Source organism: Trabulsiella odontotermitis (genome assembly GCF_030053895.1).
Lineage (GTDB): Bacteria > Pseudomonadota > Gammaproteobacteria > Enterobacterales > Enterobacteriaceae > Trabulsiella > Trabulsiella odontotermitis_C.
Genome location: NZ_CP125781.1, coordinates 2,507,044 through 2,524,666, shown reverse-complemented (window position 1 = coordinate 2,524,666; position 17,623 = coordinate 2,507,044). Strand labels below are relative to the sequence as shown.

Sequence of the window (17,623 nt, the reverse complement as noted above, 5' to 3'; positions counted from 1 at the left end):
CGTCGTTACATCAGGTTGCCGGGAATCGTCCTTGTTGAGGGGCAGATGCAATGATTGTCTCACTGGATAACGCCTATCGCCCGGAATGTTTATTTCTCCCGGCCAGAAACAATACCGACAAACTCATCGGTCTGGAAATCATTGCCAACTTTGTCGGTGTGGGCACGGGTGTCCGTACGCCAACGGAACTCATCACCAGGTACATGACTCCCGATGAAGAGTTATCATTATTTAATGAAAAACTCGCGTTGCTGGAAACCTGCCAGCTCTTTTTTATTCAACATCATTTACTGGCCTGGATAAATATATCCCCGGTCATTGTGCAGGCGTTGTTAACACAAACCGCGTTAATCGAAAGCGTTAAACGATTCCCGTTTCTCGAATTTACCATTAATGAAAATTACCCTGGTTTAAATACGCTGAATGAACATCATGCATTAATGATACTCGCAAAGCGGTTTAATCTGGTGCTCGCGAATTTTGGCGCGGGCGATGCGTCCACAAAAGCCATTTTTGCTGGCGTTTTTTCGCGTATTGCTATCGATAAAACCTTCGTTCAGCGTCGCATACTGTCTTCTTCATTTGAACCCTTTATGCGCGCTATCGTGGCTCAGGTACTGCCGCATTGTGCCACGTTGATGATTGCGGGCGTTGACAACGAAGAGACGCGGCGGCGGGTGGAACCGTTTGGTTTCAGCGCTATGCAAGGGGCGTTGTGGCCCGCCGTTACCGCGAGTCGCATTACCACGCTGGTACAGGGATAACCCTGCAAACCTCCCGTGTTTGTCCTGCGAAGAAGGCACTACACTAGAGACAGGAGGAACCATGACCCTGTCTTTTACATCTCACTGGCGCGATGAGCTGCCGGGATTTTACACCGCATTGCAACCCACACCGTTAGAGAATGCCCGGCTAATCTGGCACAACGTGCCGCTGGCTGAAAAGCTGGGTGTTGAGGCGTCTTTGTTCCAGCCAGAACAGGGCGCTGGCGTCTGGGGGGGCGAAACGTTGCTGCCCGGCATGTCACCGTTGGCGCAGGTTTACAGCGGACATCAGTTTGGCGTCTGGGCGGGGCAACTCGGCGACGGGCGCGGCATTCTGCTGAGCGAGCAACAACTGCCTGACGGCCAGCGTTATGACTGGCATCTGAAAGGCGCAGGACTGACGCCGTACTCCCGTATGGGTGATGGTCGCGCGGTGCTGCGTTCTACAATTCGCGAAAGTCTGGCGTCTGAAGCCATGCACGGGCTCGGTATTCCCACGACGCGTGCGCTGGCGATAGTGACCAGCGATACGCCTGTCCGTCGCGAGACGATGGAACAGGGCGCGATGTTGATGCGGATTGCGGAAAGTCACGTGCGATTCGGTCACTTTGAGCACTTTTACTACCGCCGGGAACCGGAAAAGGTGCGCCAGCTGGCAGACTATGTGATCCGCCACCACTGGCCGCAACTGGAAAATGAGAGTGACAAATATATTATCTGGTTTCGTGACGTTGTCACGCGAACGGCAACCCTGATTGCGCGCTGGCAGACGGTCGGTTTTGCGCATGGGGTGATGAATACCGACAATATGTCGATCCTCGGGCTAACGCTGGATTATGGCCCGTATGGCTTTCTGGATGACTATCAACCGGGCTTTATCTGTAACCATTCAGATCATCAGGGACGTTACAGTTTTGATAATCAGCCGGCTGTCGGGTTGTGGAATCTGCAACGGCTGGCGCAGACGCTGTCACCGTTCATCACCGCCGAAGCCCTCAACGAGGCGCTGGACATCTATCAGCTGGCGCTGTTTCGCGAATATGGATTGCAGATGCGCAGCAAGCTCGGTTTTTATACTGAGCAGCAGGGTGACAATGACCTTCTGAATGCGCTGTTTGCACTAATGGCGCGGGAAGGCAGTGATTTTACCCGAACCTTCCGGATGCTTAGTCAGACGGAGCAGCGCAGTGCGGCGTCACCGCTGCGTGATGAGTTTATCGATCGTGGTGCGTTTGACCGCTGGTTCCAGACCTATCGTGAGCGTCTTCAGCAGGAACAGATTGCTGATGACGAACGCCAGCGGTGGATGAAGGGGGTTAATCCGGCAATGGTATTGCGTAACTGGCTGGCGCAGCGAGCCATTGAACAGGCACAACGCGGCGATATGCAGGAGCTGTCGCGTCTGCAGGAGGCGCTGCGGAACCCGTTTGTTGACAGGGATGATGATTATGTCAGCCGTCCACCGGACTGGGGGAAACGGCTGGAGGTGAGCTGTTCCAGCTAAGCGGTTATTTGGTCAGGATCAGTTTTCCGGCGAGGGTCTGACGAAGCAGGTATACATGGCCGTTGTGTTCGATCAGCACGCGGCCTTCCTGACCTAACAGCGCCTGGCTGCTGATGCGGCGATCGGTGGGAACGGGATAGGGGCTGTTCTCTTTCGGTTTGTCCTGTTCGGTGGAGCTGTCCATAGGCATCGTACTGTTTTTAAACAACTATCAACGTAACAATGATAATCATTATCAATAATACATCAGCCCGCAGCAAGCGTTATTTATGAAAAAAAGGGGAAGACGCCCACCGCAGTGACAGCGGCGAGCGTTTTATTAGAAACGGGTGGCGACAGCGGCGGCCAGTTTTTCCAGCAGCACTTCGCTGTCTTCCCAGTTCAGGCAGGGGTCGGTGATCGACTGACCATACGCCAGAGGCTGGCCGGCAACGATCTTCTGGGTGCCCTCGCGCAGGAAACTCTCCGCCATGACACCCGCAATCGCCGTTGAACCATTGCGAATTTGCGCGCAGACATCATCGCAGACATCCAGTTGGCGCCGGTGCTGTTTCTGGCAGTTTCCGTGGCTGAAATCGACAACCAGATGCTCCGGCAGATCAAACTCATGCAACGTATCGCAGGCCGCGGCAATATCAGCGGCAGAGTAGTTCGGCTTTTTCCCGCCACGCATAATGATATGCCCGTAGGGGTTGCCGCTGGTCTGGTAAATCGTCATCTGGCCATTTTTATCCGGCGACAGGAACATATGGCTGGCGCGCGAAGCGCGAATAGCATCCACCGCAATGCGGGTATTACCGTCCGTTCCGTTTTTAAAACCCACCGGGCAGGAGAGCGCTGAAGCCATTTCCCGGTGGATCTGGCTTTCCGTGGTGCGCGCGCCAATCGCTCCCCAGCTGATGAGATCGGCGATAAACTGCCCGGTTACCATGTCGAGAAATTCAGTGGCTGTCGGCACGCCCAGTTCATTCACCTGCAACAGCAGCTTACGCGCCAGTTCGATGCCGTGATTCACGCGATAACTGCCGTTAAGGTCTGGATCGGAAATCAGTCCTTTCCAGCCAACAACGGTGCGCGGTTTTTCAAAATAGGTGCGCATGACGATCTCAAGATGCGCCTGATGTTTACTGCGCAGCGCCGCAAGGCGACGCGCATAATCCATTGCCGCATCCAGATCGTGAATGGAACAGGGGCCAATTACCACCAGCAGACGGCTGTCTTCACCATTAAGGATTTTCTCAATACGACGGCGTGACTGGATCACGTGATCCGCAACGGCAGGCGAAACGGGGTATTGCTGCGCCAGTTGCGCGGGTGTGACCAGACTGTCCATCCGCGCAGTACGCAATTCATCAGTTTTATTCATTGGGTGTCTCAGAAATTGTTTGCTTCATCGGCAGAAATACCGGAAGTGATGCCCATCACGATAAACCAATCCTGACTGAATTCAAGCCTGGCCGTGAGGTGCATGCAATCACGGTAGGTATCTTACACGATGATGCTACATTGTACTAGTTTATTAGTACATTCTGCGACTGAGTCCCATCAGATCCATTATTTTGGTGGCAATCTCTTCCACCGAGTAGTTGGTACTGTTGAGGTAAGGGATCTGATTTTTACGGTAGAGCGCCTCCACTTCTGACACCTCCATGCGACACTGACGCAGTGAGGCGTAGCGGCTGTTTTCCCGCCGTTCTTCACGGATAGCCGCCAGGCGTTCCGGGTTGATCGTCAGGCCAAACATTTTGTGTTGTAAGGGTTTCAGCGTGGCGGGCAGAACCAGATTGTCCATATCGTCGGCGATAAACGGGTAGTTTGCCGCGCGAATCCCAAACTGCATCGCCAGATAGAGGCTGGTCGGGGTTTTCCCACAGCGCGACACGCCTAACAGGATCACCTGCGCCTGATCGAGATTACGTAGCGAAATGCCGTCATCATGCGCCAGTGTGTAGTCAATGGCGGCGATACGCGCATCATATTTGGTCAGGTTACCCGGTGTCAGCCCGTGGGTTCGGTGGGCAACCGGGGTCGGATCCAGCTTCATCTCTTCCTGCAGCGGAGCGACTAACGCCTGAACAATATCCTGACAGAATCCTTCGCTTTGCAGAATAATGTGGCGGATTTCCGGAATAACGATGGAATAAAAGACCAACGGCCGGACGCCGGTTTGTTGATAAATGGCGTCAATCTGCTCTCTGACCGCTTTGGCGCGGCTTTCGCTCTCGACAAACGGCAGGGTGATGCTATTGATTGTTACCGGGAACTGGGACATCACCGCATGACCAAGCACTTCCGCCGTAATGGCCGTTCCATCAGAAATATAAAATACGTGGCGATCTACAGCATTTTCCATTTTGACCATCCGGTTTAATCTGCTTAATTATCTGAAAGAGTAAATTAAATTTAATCATAACGCAGGGCCATTTGTCTCATTTAAGAGTGAAACGCTATTTTTATTTTTAATGAAAAGACCGGTTCATTTTCAAAATAATTTTTCTTATACCGTGGTTTTGTAGGTGAATGCTGATAAATCATGGTGTTACATCATTTCGCGGAGTTGTCTGAAAATCAAAAAAATTAAATTGCTTGAACGATTCACCGTTTTTATCAGCGGCGTAATTATGCGAGGATAATTCGCGTCGCCAGTGCATGACTGGCACCCGTTCTTAAATCACAAAAGGATTGTTTCGATGTCCAACAATGGCTCGTCACCGCTGGTGCTTTGGTACAACCAACTCGGCATGAATGATGTAGACAGAGTTGGGGGCAAAAATGCCTCCCTGGGTGAAATGATTACAAATCTGTCCGGTCTGGGCGTTTCAGTTCCCAACGGATTTGCGACCACTGCAGATGCTTTTAATCAGTTTCTCGACCAGAGCGGTGTCAACCAGCGCATTTATCAGCTGCTGGATGAGACCGATATTGATGACGTAACCGCGCTGGCGAAAGCCGGAGCGCAGATCCGCCAGTGGATCATCGACACACCTTTCCAGAGCGAACTGGAAACCGCCATCCGCGAAGCCTACGAGCAACTCTCTGCCGACGACGCAGACGCCTCTTTCGCCGTACGCTCTTCTGCTACCGCAGAAGATATGCCGGATGCCTCTTTCGCCGGCCAGCAAGAAACGTTCCTCAACGTCCAGGGCTTTGACGCCGTGCTGGTGGCGGTGAAGCACGTTTTTGCCTCGCTGTTCAATGACCGCGCTATCTCTTATCGTGTGCATCAGGGCTACGATCACCGCGGTGTCGCGCTCTCGGCGGGCGTACAGCGCATGGTGCGTTCTGATCTCGCGTCGTCCGGCGTGATGTTCTCCATTGATACCGAATCTGGTTTCGATCAGGTCGTGTTCATCACCTCCGCCTGGGGTCTCGGCGAAATGGTGGTGCAGGGCGCAGTGAACCCGGATGAGTTTTACGTCCATAAACCGACGCTGGCGGCCAATCGCCCGGCTATCGTGCGCCGCACCATGGGTTCGAAAAAGATCCGCATGGTCTATGCCCCGACGCAGGAGCACGGCAAACAGGTCCGTATTGAAGATGTTCCGCAGGAGCAGCGCGATGTTTTCTCGCTGACCAACGAGGAAGTGCAGGCGCTGGCGAAACAAGCGGTACAGATTGAAAAACATTATGGTCGCCCGATGGATATCGAGTGGGCAAAAGATGGGCATACCGGCAAGCTGTTTATCGTTCAGGCGCGTCCTGAAACGGTGCGCTCACGCGGTCAGGTAATGGAGCGCTACACGCTTCACGCACAGGGTAAAATTATCGCTGAAGGTCGCGCTATCGGGCACCGCATTGGTGCTGGCGAAGTGAAGGTGATCCACGATATCAGCGAAATGAACCGCATCCAGCCCGGCGACGTCCTGGTGACTGACATGACCGACCCGGACTGGGAGCCGATCATGAAAAAAGCAGCGGCGATTGTCACCAACCGCGGCGGTCGTACCTGCCACGCGGCGATTATCGCCCGTGAACTGGGTATTCCGGCCGTCGTCGGCTGCGGCGACGCCACCGAGCGCATGAAAGATGGCGAGAAGGTCACGGTTTCCTGCGCGGAAGGTGACACCGGTTACGTCTACGCTGAACTGCTCGACTTCAGCGTGAAAAGCTCCAGCGTGGATACCATGCCGGATCTGCCGCTGAAGATTATGATGAACGTCGGTAACCCGGATCGCGCATTTGATTTCGCCTGCCTGCCGAATGAAGGCGTAGGGCTGGCGCGTCTCGAATTCATCATCAACCGGATGATTGGCGTTCACCCGCGCGCGTTGCTGGAGTTTGATGACCAGGAGCCTGCGCTGCAGAACGAAATCCGCGAGATGATGAAAGGCTACGATTCGCCGAAAGAGTTTTACGTCGGTCGTCTGACCGAAGGGATCGCTACGCTTGGCGCGGCGTTTTATCCGAAGCGCGTTATCGTTCGCCTCTCTGACTTTAAATCTAACGAATACGCCAACCTGGTGGGCGGTGAGCGTTACGAGCCAGACGAAGAAAACCCGATGCTGGGCTTCCGCGGCGCCGGACGTTATGTCTCCGACAGCTTCCGCGATTGCTTTGCGCTGGAGTGCGAGGCGGTGAAACGCGTTCGCAACGACATGGGGTTAACCAACGTTGAAATCATGATCCCGTTCGTGCGCACCGTGGCGCAGGCAAAAGCGGTAGTAGATGAGTTGGCGCGTCAGGGCCTGAAGCGTGGCGAGAACGGGCTGAAAGTCATTATGATGTGCGAAATCCCGTCCAACGCACTGCTGGCGGAACAGTTCCTCGAACACTTTGATGGCTTCTCCATCGGCTCTAACGACATGACACAGCTGACGCTGGGTCTGGATCGTGATTCCGGCGTGGTCTCAGAGTTGTTCGATGAGCGTAACGATGCGGTGAAAGCGTTGCTGTCAATGGCGATCCGCACAGCGAAGCAGCAGGGAAAATACGTCGGTATCTGCGGTCAGGGCCCGTCCGACCATGAAGACTTCGCCGCCTGGCTGATGGAAGAGGGGATCGACAGTCTGTCGCTCAACCCGGACACCGTCGTACAGACCTGGCTGAGTCTGGCAGAACTCAATAAGTAACGTTCTTGCTGAAATGCAAAAATCCCTGGTTGAGAGACCGGGGATTTTTTATTTGGGCTGTGTTCAATGTTTCACACCTAAAAAAAAAGCCCATCGTGGGAGATGGGCAAAGACTACACACAGCAATTCGTTGTTTCACTCAGGGGATTTCCATGATTTATAAATCAAGATGTTGATTTATAACCGTGCCCTAATAGTAGGCGCAGGGGATTTTTGCGTCGATCAGATTCGTCTCAATAGTTAAAGAGAAGTGAATAATTTGCAAAATAAATACCAGCAGCAGGGATTGTAATAAGTCCAGTCAGTGGAATAAGTAGAATAAATGATTAGTAAACCTTATAGATAAGGCGGGTTGCCCCGCCTTAATTGCTTATTGTTTTGCTGCCTGCTCGCTGTCGTCTTCAATCTCTTCCAGTTCCGCAAGCACCTGATCCGGGTTGTCGGGCGGCGGAGGAACTTCGTGCACCCAGGCATCGTACAGGCGCCAGGAAACGGCAAGCAGCACCGGACCAATAAACAGGCCGATCATCCCGAATGCGACCAGACCGCCGATAACACCTGAGAGGATCAAAATCATTGGCAGGTCAGCGCCCATGCGAATCAGCACCGGGCGAATGACGTTATCCATCGTTCCGACCACACAACTCCAGACCAGTAGCACGGTACCCCAGGTGGTATCACCGCTCCAGTACAACCAGATAATCGACGGGATCAAAACCGGCAATGGTCCGAGCTGTACCAGACAGGTAAAGACCATCACCACGGTCAGCAGCGTCGCATAAGGGACGCCTGAAATCGCCAGTCCGAATCCGCCGAGTACCGCCTGCACCAGCGCCGTCACTACCACACCCAGCGCAACGGCGCGGATGGCCTGTCCTGCCAGCAGAACGGCGGCATCACCCCGGCGTCCGGCCAGACGTGTAGCGAAATAGCGAATGCCGTAGGCCACTTTTTCGCCACGCCAGTAGAGTAACGCGCTGAAGAGCAGCATCAGACCGCAGTGCAACAGGAAGCGCCCTATGTGTGCCGCCTGGCCGACAAACCAGGTGGTGGTCGCCCCGATATAGGGTCGTACTTTCGCCATGATCGCCGTGCCGCCCATGTCGAGCAGACTGTGCCAGGCGCCATAGAGCTTTGCACCAATAAAAGGAATACTGTTCAGCCAGGCGAAATCCGGCAACGTGAAACTGCCGGTGGTAATGTCATGAATCAGCGGGCCGCTGCCATCCACCAGGCTGTTAACCAGTAATGCAACCGGAATGACAAACAGCAAAAACAGCAGCAGGGTCATTACCAGTACCGCCAGTGAACGGCGGCCAAAAAGGAGGCGTTGCAGACGAAGCAGCACCGGCCAGGTGGCGATAACAATAGTCCCCGCCCAGGCAAAGCCGAGAATAAACGGCTGGATTATCCATAAACAGGCGGCAATGATGAGGGCCAGGAACAGCACCGACAACAGTATTTGCGGAATGTCTCTTGGCTGACGAAGACTTACCATAGATGTTTTTCCCTTAAACAATCGTGTCTGACAGATAATAATATCAATAAATTTGAGCACATAATTCTGATGGGCGCATAAGAAAAAAATGTGATACAACGATAAATGCGCAACGCAACCGATTAAATTACTCACAACACAACCTTATCAGGCAGGGTCAAGCGTAATGATCCCACAGATTTCTCAGGCGCCAGGTGTCGTCCAACTGGTGCTGACTTTTTTGCAGGTACTGGAACAGCAAGGTTTCACCGGCGACACCGCCACCGGCTATGCCGACAGACTGACGATGTCCACCGATAACAGCATCTATCAACTGTTGCCGGATGCCGTGGTATTTCCCCGCTCCACCGCCGATGTCGCTTTGCTGGCGCGTCTGGCTGCTGAAGAACGGTTTACGTCGCTGACATTTACCCCGCGCGGCGGCGGCACAGGCACCAACGGGCAGGCGCTCAACCAGGGCATTATTATCGATCTGTCCCGTTACATGAACCGCATCATTGAAATCAATCCGGAAGAGGGTTGGGTGCGGGTGGAGGCGGGTGTCATCAAAGATCAGTTAAATCAGTTTCTCAAGCCCTATGGCTATTTTTTCGCCCCGGAACTTTCCACCAGTAACCGCGCCACCCTGGGGGGGATGATCAACACCGATGCATCAGGTCAGGGATCGCTGGTGTATGGCAAAACTTCGGACCATGTGCTCGGCGTCAGAGCGGTGTTAATGGGCGGCGATATTCTTGATACTCAGCCAATGCCGGTGCAACTGGCTGAAACGCTGGCAAAAGAGCAGTCGGCCATTGGTCGTATTTACCGCACCGTGTATCAGCGCTGCCGCGACAACCGGCAACTGATTATCGACAAATTCCCCAAACTGAACCGTTTTCTCACCGGCTACGATCTGCGTCATGTCTTTAATGATGAGATGACGGAGTTTGACTTAACCCGCGTACTCACCGGCTCTGAAGGCACGCTGGCGTTTATCACCGAGGCACGTCTGGATATCACCCGTCTGCCGAAGGTACGGCGACTGGTCAACGTCAAGTACGATTCGTTTGACTCCGCGCTCCGCAATGCGCCGTTTATGGTGGAAGCCAGGGCCCTGTCAGTGGAAACGGTGGATTCGAAGGTACTGGATCTGGCGCGGGAAGATATCGTCTGGCATTCCGTTAGTGAGTTAATTACGGACGTGGCGGATAAAGTCATGCTGGGGCTGAATATCGTCGAATTTGCGGGCGACGACCAGCAGTTAATTGACGATCGGGTTCAGATGCTGTGCCAGCGCCTTGATGCGTTGATAGCGCAAAATGCCGGCGGTGTTATCGGCTGGCAGGTATGTGAAGAACTGGCAGGTATTGAGCGCATCTATGCGATGCGCAAAAAAGCAGTAGGGCTGCTGGGAAATGCGAAAGGGGCGGCGAAACCCATTCCTTTTGCCGAAGACACCTGCGTGCCACCCGAACATCTTGCGGACTATATCACCGAGTTTCGTGCGCTGCTGGACGGCCATGGCCTGAGCTACGGTATGTTTGGCCATGTCGACGCTGGTGTTTTGCATGTGCGCCCGGCGCTGGATATGTGCGATCCGCAGCAGGAGATCCTGATGAAACAGATCTCCGATGAGGTGGTGGCGCTGACCGCAAAATATGGCGGTCTGCTATGGGGCGAACACGGAAAAGGCTTCCGCGCGGAATACAGTCCGGCGTTCTTTGGCGACAAACTGTATGGCGAGCTGCGCAAAGTTAAAGCGGCGTTCGACCCGGCCAACCGGCTTAACCCCGGCAAGATTTGCCCGCCTGAAGGTATCGACGCGCCAATGATGAAAGTCGATGCGGTGAAGCGTGGCACTTATGACCGGCAGATCCCTGGCATCGTGCGTACCGCATGGCGTGGCGCGATGGAGTGTAACGGTAACGGGCTGTGCTTTAACTTCGATGTCAGAAGCCCGATGTGCCCGTCAATGAAAATCACTAGTAATCGCATTCATTCGCCGAAGGGGCGTGCGACACTGGTGCGTGAGTGGCTGCGCCTGCTGGCCGACCGGGGCGTTGATCCGCTGAAACTGGAGAAAGAGCTGCCGGAAAAACGTGTCAGCCTGCGCTCGCTCATTGAACGCACGCGTAATAGCTGGCATGCGCGCAAAGGCGAGTATGATTTTTCCCACGAAGTGAAAGAGGCGATGTCAGGCTGTCTGGCCTGTAAAGCCTGTACCACGCAATGTCCGATAAAAATCGACGTGCCGGAGTTTCGTTCGCGCTTCCTGCAACTTTATCATTCCCGCTATTTACGCCCGGTGCGCGATCATCTGGTCGCCACTGTCGAAAGCTATGCGCCGCTGATGGCGCGCGCGCCCAAAACGTTTAACTTCTTTATCAACCAGCCCTGGGTGCGCCGTCTGTCTGAAAAACATATCGGCATGATTGACCTGCCACTGCTCTCCGCACCGTCGCTGCAACAGCGGATGGTGGGTCACCGCTCGGCGAACATGACCCTGGAACAGCTCGAAGCCCTGAGTGCTGAGCAAAAAGCGAAAACGGTACTGGTGGTACAGGATCCATTTACCAGTTATTACGATGCGCAGGTGGTGGCGGATTTTGTCCGTCTGGTGGAAAAAGTCGGTTACCAGCCGGTACTGCTGCCGTTCTCGCCAAACGGCAAAGCGCAGCATATCAAAGGGTTTCTCACTCGCTTTGCCAAAACCGCGAAAAAAACCTCGGATTTCCTCAGCCGCATTGCGCAGCTTGGTATGCCGATGGTGGGGGTCGATCCGGCGCTGGTGCTCTGTTATCGCGACGAGTACAAGCAGGTGCTTGGTACGCAACGCGGCGACTTCCACGTCATGCTGGTGCATGAGTGGCTGCCGCTGGCGCTGGAAAATCTCGCCGCGCGGGAAGTGAGTGGTGAACCGTGGTATCTCTTTGGTCACTGCACGGAGGTCACTGCGCTTCCCGCCGCGCCGCAACAGTGGGTCGCGCTGTTTGCACACCTTGGTGCCCGGCTGGAAAATATCAACGTGGGTTGCTGCGGAATGGCGGGCACGTATGGTCATGAAGTCAATAATCACGCAAATTCGCTGGGGATTTACGCGCTCTCCTGGCAGCCATCCATGCAGACGCTGCCGAAAAACCGCTGTCTGGCAACGGGCTATTCGTGCCGGAGTCAGGTGAAACGTATTGAAGGGAATGGCGTTCGCCATCCGCTACAGGCATTACTGGAGATCCTGGGATGATCTGGAAACGCACCGCTACGCTTGATGACCTCAACGCCATGGGTAAAAACAACATGGTGGGGCTGCTGGATATTCAGTTTGAACGCTTTACCGACAACACCATCGAAGCGACGATGCCGGTAGACAGTCGTACCCACCAGCCGTTTGGTTTGCTGCATGGCGGCGCATCTGTGGTACTGGCGGAAACGCTGGGGTCGGTGGCCGGTTATTTGTGCACTGAGGGCGAACAACGGGTGGTTGGACTGGAAGTTAACGCCAACCATATCCGCTCGGTGCGCAGCGGGCGCGTTCGCGGCGTCTGTTCGGCGCTCCATGCGGGCAGTCGTCATCAGGTCTGGCAGATTGAGATTTTTGATGAGCAGGGAAGGCTGTGTTGCTCATCGCGGCTGACCACGGCGGTCGTCTGAAAGCGTCCCTCTCCCGGATCCGGGAGAGGGATGACTGCTATACGGTCTCGTCCTTTATCGTGGTGGTCGGGCCGTTTTTCTGCACTGATGCAATTCCTTTCTTCGCTGCGTCTTTCGAAGAATACATCTCGCTAACAGCAATCGTTTCGTGATTATCTGCTTTTAACTGAAAATAGTACGGCTGAGGAATGTTTTTTTCCGATTTCTTAATGACGTAATAGCCCATCTCAATCTCCTTATTCATCCATAATGGACACTTATTATTTACGCCAGATTTAACGAACCAGCAAGTCGTACATATGATTCTGCGACGGACTATTTTTGAATTAAATATCGGATAGTTGGCCCGTCCTGCTGGATGTCCAGAACAGTGTAACCGTGGTTCTTCGCATCCAGTGGAATGTTGTTGATTGACTGCGGGCAGTCGCTGACCACTTCAAGGATTTCTCCCTTCTGCAGTTGCGGCATCGCCTCCAGCGTGGCGACCGCCGGATACGGGCACGGCTCGCCCACCATATCCAGGCGATAATCAGGAACGATCGTCTTCATGCTGCCTCCTTAGCGGCAACCGACGCACCACGAGCGTGACGGAAAAAGTGTTTTTCCCAACCTATCATCAGCATCAATGCGATAAACAGCAGCGCATAGGTGACCAGCAGGCCGCCGAGCGGGCCAAAGGTATTGAGCAGGTTGACTTTATCCCAACGGGTGGCGAGAGAGGGGGATAAATCGTCCCAGTAATAAGCCAGCAGCGTTGAGCCAATAACGTTGCCGAGACCAACCCACCAGTAATGCACCTGACCTTCGACCGCGCGGTACATCCAGCCGGTTTCGCAACCGCCCGCCAGCACGATGCCAAAGCCGAACAGCAGGCCGCCCAGCACGGCGTTCGGGCCAGCCCACATGATTTTCGGCTCCACGCCGAGTTGCACATAACTGAAAATACCGATCGCGCTGGCTGCCATCCCGAACACGATGGCTTTTGCCATATGGGTGCGCCCGGTGATCCACAGATCGCGGAACGCGGAGGTAAAGCAGATTTGTGCACGTTCAATCAATAGCCCGAAGCCAACACCAAACAGCATCGCCAGCCCGAGTTTGGGTTGATTCATGGCAGTAAGTAAAGCCCAGCCAATCATACCGATGAATACCAGCATCCCCAGACGGAAACGACGGCGTGCCTGCTCCGGTTTTTGCGTTAGTGGCGATGCGGCGGAGACTTTCTGCATTTTCACCGGAATACGGAACAGGGGCAGCAGTGTGAAACGCGCCCCGAACCAGGAGCCGATGGCGGTGGCAATGGCGAAAAACCAGGCGTGAAGGGAAAACTGCGGAATGCCGGTGAAGAACGCGGCAAGGTTACAACCCATCGCCAGACGAGCGCCAAAGCCGGCGATGATGCCGCCAGCGATAGCCTGCGCGATGCGAATACGGCTGCGCGGAAAGCGTAATTTGACGTTATTTGCCCACAGCGCGGCAGCGAAGCAACCACCGAACATGCCGATAATCATCATGCCGTCGATGCGGCTTAACGGCGTGCCGTCAAGATGGATGAGTTTATAGTAGCCCCAGGTTTCCGCATGAACGCCAGCCAGTTGCAACAATTGCCCACCCCAGCGCGTGAATTCGCCGGTGACAGCCCAGAAGGTGCCGGTGATGCCGAAATAATAAGTGGAGAGAATGCCTGCAGCGATGACCGCAGGGGCAGGCGCCCAGAATTTTATCAGGTAAGCCTGTTTGAAGTGTTGCCAGGTCATGAATGTTTGCCTCTTGAACTCAAGAAGGTTGTAACGCCCCGAACGGGGAAGGGAGTGACGATAATACGCCAGCAAATCCGGGGCGCCAGCAAAAAATGCGCAAAATCTCGTTGCGATCAATTTGTACAGTGGGCACACACAATACAGGGCTACTGTGACGAAAAAATGACTGATAATTCAGAGGGAAAAGCGCTTTAGATATTTTTGAGTGATGTGCTACGCTTTATCTCGGTAAATGAAGTCACGTACTAACTGAGGATATAAAACACATGGGTATTATTTCATGGATCATTTTTGGGCTAATTGCAGGGATTCTGGCGAAGTGGATCATGCCGGGTAAAGACGGCGGCGGATTCATCGTCACGGTTATTCTCGGCATCATCGGTGCAGTCGTCGGCGGCTGGATTAGCACACTCTTCGGCTTTGGTAAAGTAGACGGGTTCAACTTTGGCAGCTTTGTTGTCGCTGTTATTGGTGCGTTGGTCGTACTGTTCATTTACAGAAAAATCAAAAGTTAAATCACATCTCTCAAATGATGTGACAAATAGCAAGCCCGCTCAGCGGGCTTATTTTTTGGTCAGAGATTAGAAAAGTCGACAGTAATGCGCGGGGCATCATCCGGAGACAGCAGTATTTCAATGATAACCTCAAGGAGGAGCAAATTCAGGAGGCGACGGTGAGGTGAGCGTGTATACAGGGGGCGGGTTAACAGGTCGAAATTCAGCGCCGGGTCCGTTTTTAGCATCCTGGCCGCAAGATCCTTCGCCGCGTTGAGATGCTTAAAGTTGTCATTGAAATTTACTTTGCCTTGTCTTGCGTCTTCTACATTCCACGAAACGCCAATCCCTCTGTTTTTCCGCCATATATGTATGAGTCGCTGCGTTCTGGCGCCTTGTTTCGCTTTGTCAATTCGATAGAACAACCCCGTCTGATTGTCTTGTAAGGACAAGGACTGCAATACATCATCAGGAATAGATGGTAAGGTGATTACAGCCTTCTTAATGTAGTCCTCTTCATTAAACTGAAATTCATTCTCAGTCATCACGGTTTCCCTTTGTTGGATTGATTTAGCAGTTATCGGCAACAAAATCTGTAACATTACAATGAGAATGAGAGTTCTGTTAGATTTTTTGAAAGTGCCAGTAAACTCGCTTTACGCGCAGCGTGAATATGCTTTCCGGACGCGAACATTGCCCGCAAAAACAGCCGAGTCTGAAGAGTAAGACTGTTTTTTAACGCCTTGTTTTAAAAAGCAACTTTATGAATTTGTGCCATTTACGCTGGCTATTTTATAAATAGGCATTACCTATACATCTTTTCATGATGACCTGCCATAACGATAAATCCCATCAAAGTTATTAATTATCAATAGATTGAACAATATCTTCCTTGCCTGATAAGCCATTCAACAGGGTCTATGCTTAATAAATGCACGAAAGTCCCTGCGGAACATGGGTTGAAGTGAGAATCGTTATCACTACCATAGGATAATACGCAGGCGATCGACAACATGAGGGGGATCTATGGATGTGCATTCTGGAACCTTTGACCCAAACGAGGTGAGCTGGCAGGGGCTGACGTTAACCCCAACGGCGGCGGCGCATATCCGCGAACTGGTGAGTAAACAGCCCGAAATGCAGGGACTGCGGCTGGGCGTTAAACAGACCGGTTGTGCGGGTTTTGGTTACGTGCTTGATACCGTCACGCAGCCGGAGAAAGAGGATCTGCTGTTTGAAACGGATGGCGCAAAGCTCTATGTCTCGCGAAAGGCAATGCCGTTCATTGATGGCACGGTCGTGGATTATGTTCGCGACGGGTTAAATCAAATCTTCAAGTTTCATAACCCAAAGGCGCAGCATGAATGTGGTTGCGGCGAAAGTTTTGGGGTCCAGGCGGAGTAATTATGTCTCGTAATACTGAAGCAACTGACGATGTCAAAACCTGGACAGGGGGGCAGCTCAATTATAAAGAGGGCTTCTACACTCTGCTCCAGACCGATGAGCTGGCGAAAGGCATCAACGAAGATGTGGTGCGCGCTATCTCTGCCCGCCGTAACGAGCCCGACTGGATGCTCGAATTTCGCCTGAACGCGTTTCGCGCCTGGCTTGAGATGGAAGAGCCGCACTGGCTGAAAGCGCACTACAACCCGCTCAATTATCAGGATTACAGCTACTATTCTGCGCCGTCGTGCGGTAATTGCGATGATAACTGCGTTTCGCAGCCAGGCGCAGTCCAGCAGACCGGCTCCAGCGCTTTTCTGACCCAGGAAGTGGAGGAGGCTTTTAACCAGCTTGGTGTTCCGGTGCGTGAAGGCAAAGAGGTGGCGGTGGATGCCATTTTTGACTCTGTTTCGGTTGCCACGACTTACCGCGAAAAACTGTCAGAGCAGGGGATTATCTTCTGTTCATTCGGTGAAGCTATCCATGATCACCCGGAACTGGTGAAAAAATATCTCGGTACCGTCGTCCCCGGTAACGATAACTTCTTCGCCGCGCTGAATGCGGCGGTGGCCTCTGACGGTACGTTCATTTATGTACCGAAAGGCGTGCGCTGCCCGATGGAACTCTCCACCTATTTCCGTATCAACGCAGAAAAAACCGGGCAGTTTGAACGCACAATTTTAATCGCTGATGAAGGCAGCTACGTCAGCTACATTGAAGGTTGTTCCGCGCCGGTTCGCGACAGCTACCAGTTGCATGCCGCAGTGGTGGAAGTGATCATCCACAAAGACGCCGAAGTGAAATACTCGACGGTGCAGAACTGGTTTCCTGGCGACAACAACACCGGCGGGATCCTCAACTTCGTCACCAAACGCGCGCTGTGCGAAGGCGACAACAGCAAAATGTCGTGGACGCAGTCGGAAACCGGTTCAGCGATCACCTGGAAATACCCGAGCTGCATTCTGCGCGGCGACAACTCCATCGGTGAGTTCTTCTCTGTGGCGCTGACCAGCGGTCATCAGCAGGCCGATACCGGCACCAAAATGATCCACATCGGCAAGAACACTAAATCGACCATCATCTCGAAAGGGATCTCCGCCGGACACAGCCAGAACAGCTACCGCGGGTTGGTCAAAATCATGCCTACCGCCACTAACGCGCGCAACTACACCCAGTGCGACTCGATGTTGATCGGGCCGGACAGCGGCGCGCATACCTTCCCGTACGTCGAGTGCCGGAATAACAGCGCGCAACTGGAGCATGAAGCAACCACCTCGCGTATCGGTGAAGATCAGCTGTTTTACTGCCTGCAACGCGGGATCTCAGAAGACGACGCCATCTCGATGATTGTGAATGGTTTCTGTAAGGACGTCTTCTCGGAGCTGCCGCTGGAGTTTGCCGTCGAAGCACAGAAATTACTGGCGATTAGCCTTGAACATAGCGTCGGCTAAGCACAAAGGA

At 53.4% G+C, this 17,623-nt stretch carries 16 protein-coding genes and 1 other RNA gene; 8 read left to right on the top strand and 9 right to left on the bottom strand.

Features of this window, described 5'->3' with window-relative positions:
• Nucleotides 1-50 precede the first annotated feature (50 nt).
• Both QMG90_RS12090 and selO read left to right on the top strand, forming a co-directional pair.
• Nucleotides 51-764 (top strand): EAL domain-containing protein, encoded by a 714-nt coding sequence (locus QMG90_RS12090; RefSeq protein ID WP_283279866.1) that lies wholly within the window; start codon nucleotides 51-53, stop codon nucleotides 762-764.
• A gap of 61 nt (nucleotides 765-825) precedes the next feature.
• Nucleotides 826-2,268 carry a protein adenylyltransferase SelO gene (gene selO / locus QMG90_RS12085; RefSeq protein WP_283279865.1) on the top strand — a complete coding sequence of 481 codons (1,443 nt, stop codon included), beginning with the start codon at nucleotides 826-828 and terminating at the stop codon, nucleotides 2,266-2,268.
• A gap of 4 nt (nucleotides 2,269-2,272) precedes the next feature.
• Here selO and hemP read toward each other — a convergent pair whose 3' ends face one another.
• The 3 genes from hemP to ppsR all read right to left on the bottom strand — a co-directional run bounded on the left by hemP (nucleotide 2,273) and on the right by ppsR (nucleotide 4,621).
• Nucleotides 2,273-2,452 (bottom strand): hemin uptake protein HemP, encoded by a 180-nt coding sequence (gene hemP, locus QMG90_RS12080; protein ID WP_283279863.1) that lies wholly within the window; start codon nucleotides 2,450-2,452, stop codon nucleotides 2,273-2,275.
• Between the two features lie 135 nt (nucleotides 2,453-2,587).
• Entirely contained in the window at nucleotides 2,588-3,634 is a 1,047-nt protein-coding gene (aroH, locus tag QMG90_RS12075) for a 3-deoxy-7-phosphoheptulonate synthase AroH (protein ID WP_283279862.1), read from the bottom strand.
• Nucleotides 3,635-3,787: 153 nt separating this feature from the next.
• Nucleotides 3,788-4,621 (bottom strand): posphoenolpyruvate synthetase regulatory kinase/phosphorylase PpsR, encoded by an 834-nt coding sequence (gene ppsR / locus QMG90_RS12070; protein WP_283279860.1) that lies wholly within the window; start codon nucleotides 4,619-4,621, stop codon nucleotides 3,788-3,790.
• 337 nt (nucleotides 4,622-4,958) lie between these two features.
• Here ppsR and ppsA point away from each other — a divergent pair, with 337 nt between their 5' ends.
• Nucleotides 4,959-7,337 (top strand): phosphoenolpyruvate synthase, encoded by a 2,379-nt coding sequence (gene ppsA, locus QMG90_RS12065; protein ID WP_283279859.1) that lies wholly within the window; start codon nucleotides 4,959-4,961, stop codon nucleotides 7,335-7,337.
• 78 nt (nucleotides 7,338-7,415) lie between these two features.
• Here the strand turns inward: ppsA and rprA are convergent.
• Nucleotides 7,416-7,524, bottom strand: an RNA gene (rprA, locus tag QMG90_RS12060) — antisense sRNA RprA.
• 183 nt (nucleotides 7,525-7,707) lie between these two features.
• Nucleotides 7,708-8,835 (bottom strand): AI-2E family transporter YdiK, encoded by a 1,128-nt coding sequence (gene ydiK / locus QMG90_RS12055; RefSeq protein WP_283279856.1) that lies wholly within the window; start codon nucleotides 8,833-8,835, stop codon nucleotides 7,708-7,710.
• 166 nt (nucleotides 8,836-9,001) lie between these two features.
• Here ydiK and ydiJ point away from each other — a divergent pair, with 166 nt between their 5' ends.
• On the top strand, nucleotides 9,002-12,058 hold the full coding sequence (gene ydiJ, locus QMG90_RS12050) for a D-2-hydroxyglutarate dehydrogenase YdiJ (protein WP_283279854.1): 3,057 nt from the start codon (nucleotides 9,002-9,004) through the stop codon (nucleotides 12,056-12,058).
• On the top strand, nucleotides 12,055-12,465 hold the full coding sequence (gene menI, locus QMG90_RS12045) for a 1,4-dihydroxy-2-naphthoyl-CoA hydrolase (RefSeq protein ID WP_283279853.1): 411 nt from the start codon (nucleotides 12,055-12,057) through the stop codon (nucleotides 12,463-12,465). Before ydiJ ends, menI begins: the two co-directional genes overlap by 4 nt.
• A 37-nt stretch (nucleotides 12,466-12,502) precedes the next feature.
• Here menI and QMG90_RS12040 read toward each other — a convergent pair whose 3' ends face one another.
• The 3 genes from QMG90_RS12040 to yedE form a co-directional block, all read right to left on the bottom strand.
• A complete protein-coding gene (locus QMG90_RS12040; RefSeq protein ID WP_283279851.1) occupies nucleotides 12,503-12,691 on the bottom strand; it encodes a YegP family protein in 189 nt (62 codons plus the stop codon).
• Between the two features lie 89 nt (nucleotides 12,692-12,780).
• The gene (gene yedF, locus QMG90_RS12035; RefSeq protein WP_054180809.1) at nucleotides 12,781-13,014 is read right to left on the bottom strand and encodes a sulfurtransferase-like selenium metabolism protein YedF; all 234 of its coding nucleotides are present in this window, start codon (nucleotides 13,012-13,014) and stop codon (nucleotides 12,781-12,783) included.
• Entirely contained in the window at nucleotides 13,011-14,222 is a 1,212-nt protein-coding gene (yedE, locus tag QMG90_RS12030; RefSeq protein ID WP_283279850.1) for a selenium metabolism membrane protein YedE/FdhT, read from the bottom strand. Before yedE ends, yedF begins: the two co-directional genes overlap by 4 nt.
• Nucleotides 14,223-14,491: 269 nt before the next feature.
• Between yedE and QMG90_RS12025 the strand changes: the two genes are divergently transcribed.
• Nucleotides 14,492-14,740 (top strand): GlsB/YeaQ/YmgE family stress response membrane protein, encoded by a 249-nt coding sequence (locus tag QMG90_RS12025; protein WP_283279849.1) that lies wholly within the window; start codon nucleotides 14,492-14,494, stop codon nucleotides 14,738-14,740.
• Between the two features lie 59 nt (nucleotides 14,741-14,799).
• Here QMG90_RS12025 and QMG90_RS12020 read toward each other — a convergent pair whose 3' ends face one another.
• Complete coding sequence (locus QMG90_RS12020; protein ID WP_152958630.1) at nucleotides 14,800-15,264, bottom strand: DUF6367 family protein; 465 nt, start codon at nucleotides 15,262-15,264, stop codon at nucleotides 14,800-14,802.
• Between the two features lie 481 nt (nucleotides 15,265-15,745).
• On the opposite strand from QMG90_RS12020, the gene sufA reads away from it, so the two are divergent.
• On the top strand, nucleotides 15,746-16,123 hold the full coding sequence (gene sufA / locus QMG90_RS12015) for a Fe-S cluster assembly scaffold SufA (RefSeq protein ID WP_283279848.1): 378 nt from the start codon (nucleotides 15,746-15,748) through the stop codon (nucleotides 16,121-16,123).
• Between the two features lie 2 nt (nucleotides 16,124-16,125).
• A complete protein-coding gene (sufB, locus tag QMG90_RS12010; protein WP_283279847.1) occupies nucleotides 16,126-17,613 on the top strand; it encodes a Fe-S cluster assembly protein SufB in 1,488 nt (495 codons plus the stop codon).
• The last annotated feature ends 10 nt before the right edge of the window (nucleotides 17,614-17,623 follow it).

What these genes read in the sequence shown, in the direction of transcription:
- QMG90_RS12040 (WP_283279851.1), bottom strand. Translation starts at nt 12,691, where the DNA reads ATGGGCTATTACGTCATTAAGAAATCGGAAAAAAACATTCCTCAGCCG.
- ydiJ (WP_283279854.1), top strand. Translation starts at nt 9,002, where the DNA reads ATGATCCCACAGATTTCTCAGGCGCCAGGTGTCGTCCAACTGGTGCTG.
- ydiK (WP_283279856.1), bottom strand. Translation starts at nt 8,835, where the DNA reads ATGGTAAGTCTTCGTCAGCCAAGAGACATTCCGCAAATACTGTTGTCG.
- yedF (WP_054180809.1), bottom strand. Translation starts at nt 13,014, where the DNA reads ATGAAGACGATCGTTCCTGATTATCGCCTGGATATGGTGGGCGAGCCG.
- hemP (WP_283279863.1), bottom strand. Translation starts at nt 2,452, where the DNA reads ATGGACAGCTCCACCGAACAGGACAAACCGAAAGAGAACAGCCCCTAT.
- QMG90_RS12020 (WP_152958630.1), bottom strand. Translation starts at nt 15,264, where the DNA reads ATGACTGAGAATGAATTTCAGTTTAATGAAGAGGACTACATTAAGAAG.
- sufB (WP_283279847.1), top strand. Translation starts at nt 16,126, where the DNA reads ATGTCTCGTAATACTGAAGCAACTGACGATGTCAAAACCTGGACAGGG.
- selO (WP_283279865.1), top strand. Translation starts at nt 826, where the DNA reads ATGACCCTGTCTTTTACATCTCACTGGCGCGATGAGCTGCCGGGATTT.
- ppsR (WP_283279860.1), bottom strand. Translation starts at nt 4,621, where the DNA reads ATGGAAAATGCTGTAGATCGCCACGTATTTTATATTTCTGATGGAACG.
- QMG90_RS12025 (WP_283279849.1), top strand. Translation starts at nt 14,492, where the DNA reads ATGGGTATTATTTCATGGATCATTTTTGGGCTAATTGCAGGGATTCTG.
- ppsA (WP_283279859.1), top strand. Translation starts at nt 4,959, where the DNA reads ATGTCCAACAATGGCTCGTCACCGCTGGTGCTTTGGTACAACCAACTC.
- aroH (WP_283279862.1), bottom strand. Translation starts at nt 3,634, where the DNA reads ATGAATAAAACTGATGAATTGCGTACTGCGCGGATGGACAGTCTGGTC.
- sufA (WP_283279848.1), top strand. Translation starts at nt 15,746, where the DNA reads ATGGATGTGCATTCTGGAACCTTTGACCCAAACGAGGTGAGCTGGCAG.
- menI (WP_283279853.1), top strand. Translation starts at nt 12,055, where the DNA reads ATGATCTGGAAACGCACCGCTACGCTTGATGACCTCAACGCCATGGGT.
- QMG90_RS12090 (WP_283279866.1), top strand. Translation starts at nt 51, where the DNA reads ATGATTGTCTCACTGGATAACGCCTATCGCCCGGAATGTTTATTTCTC.
- yedE (WP_283279850.1), bottom strand. Translation starts at nt 14,222, where the DNA reads ATGACCTGGCAACACTTCAAACAGGCTTACCTGATAAAATTCTGGGCG.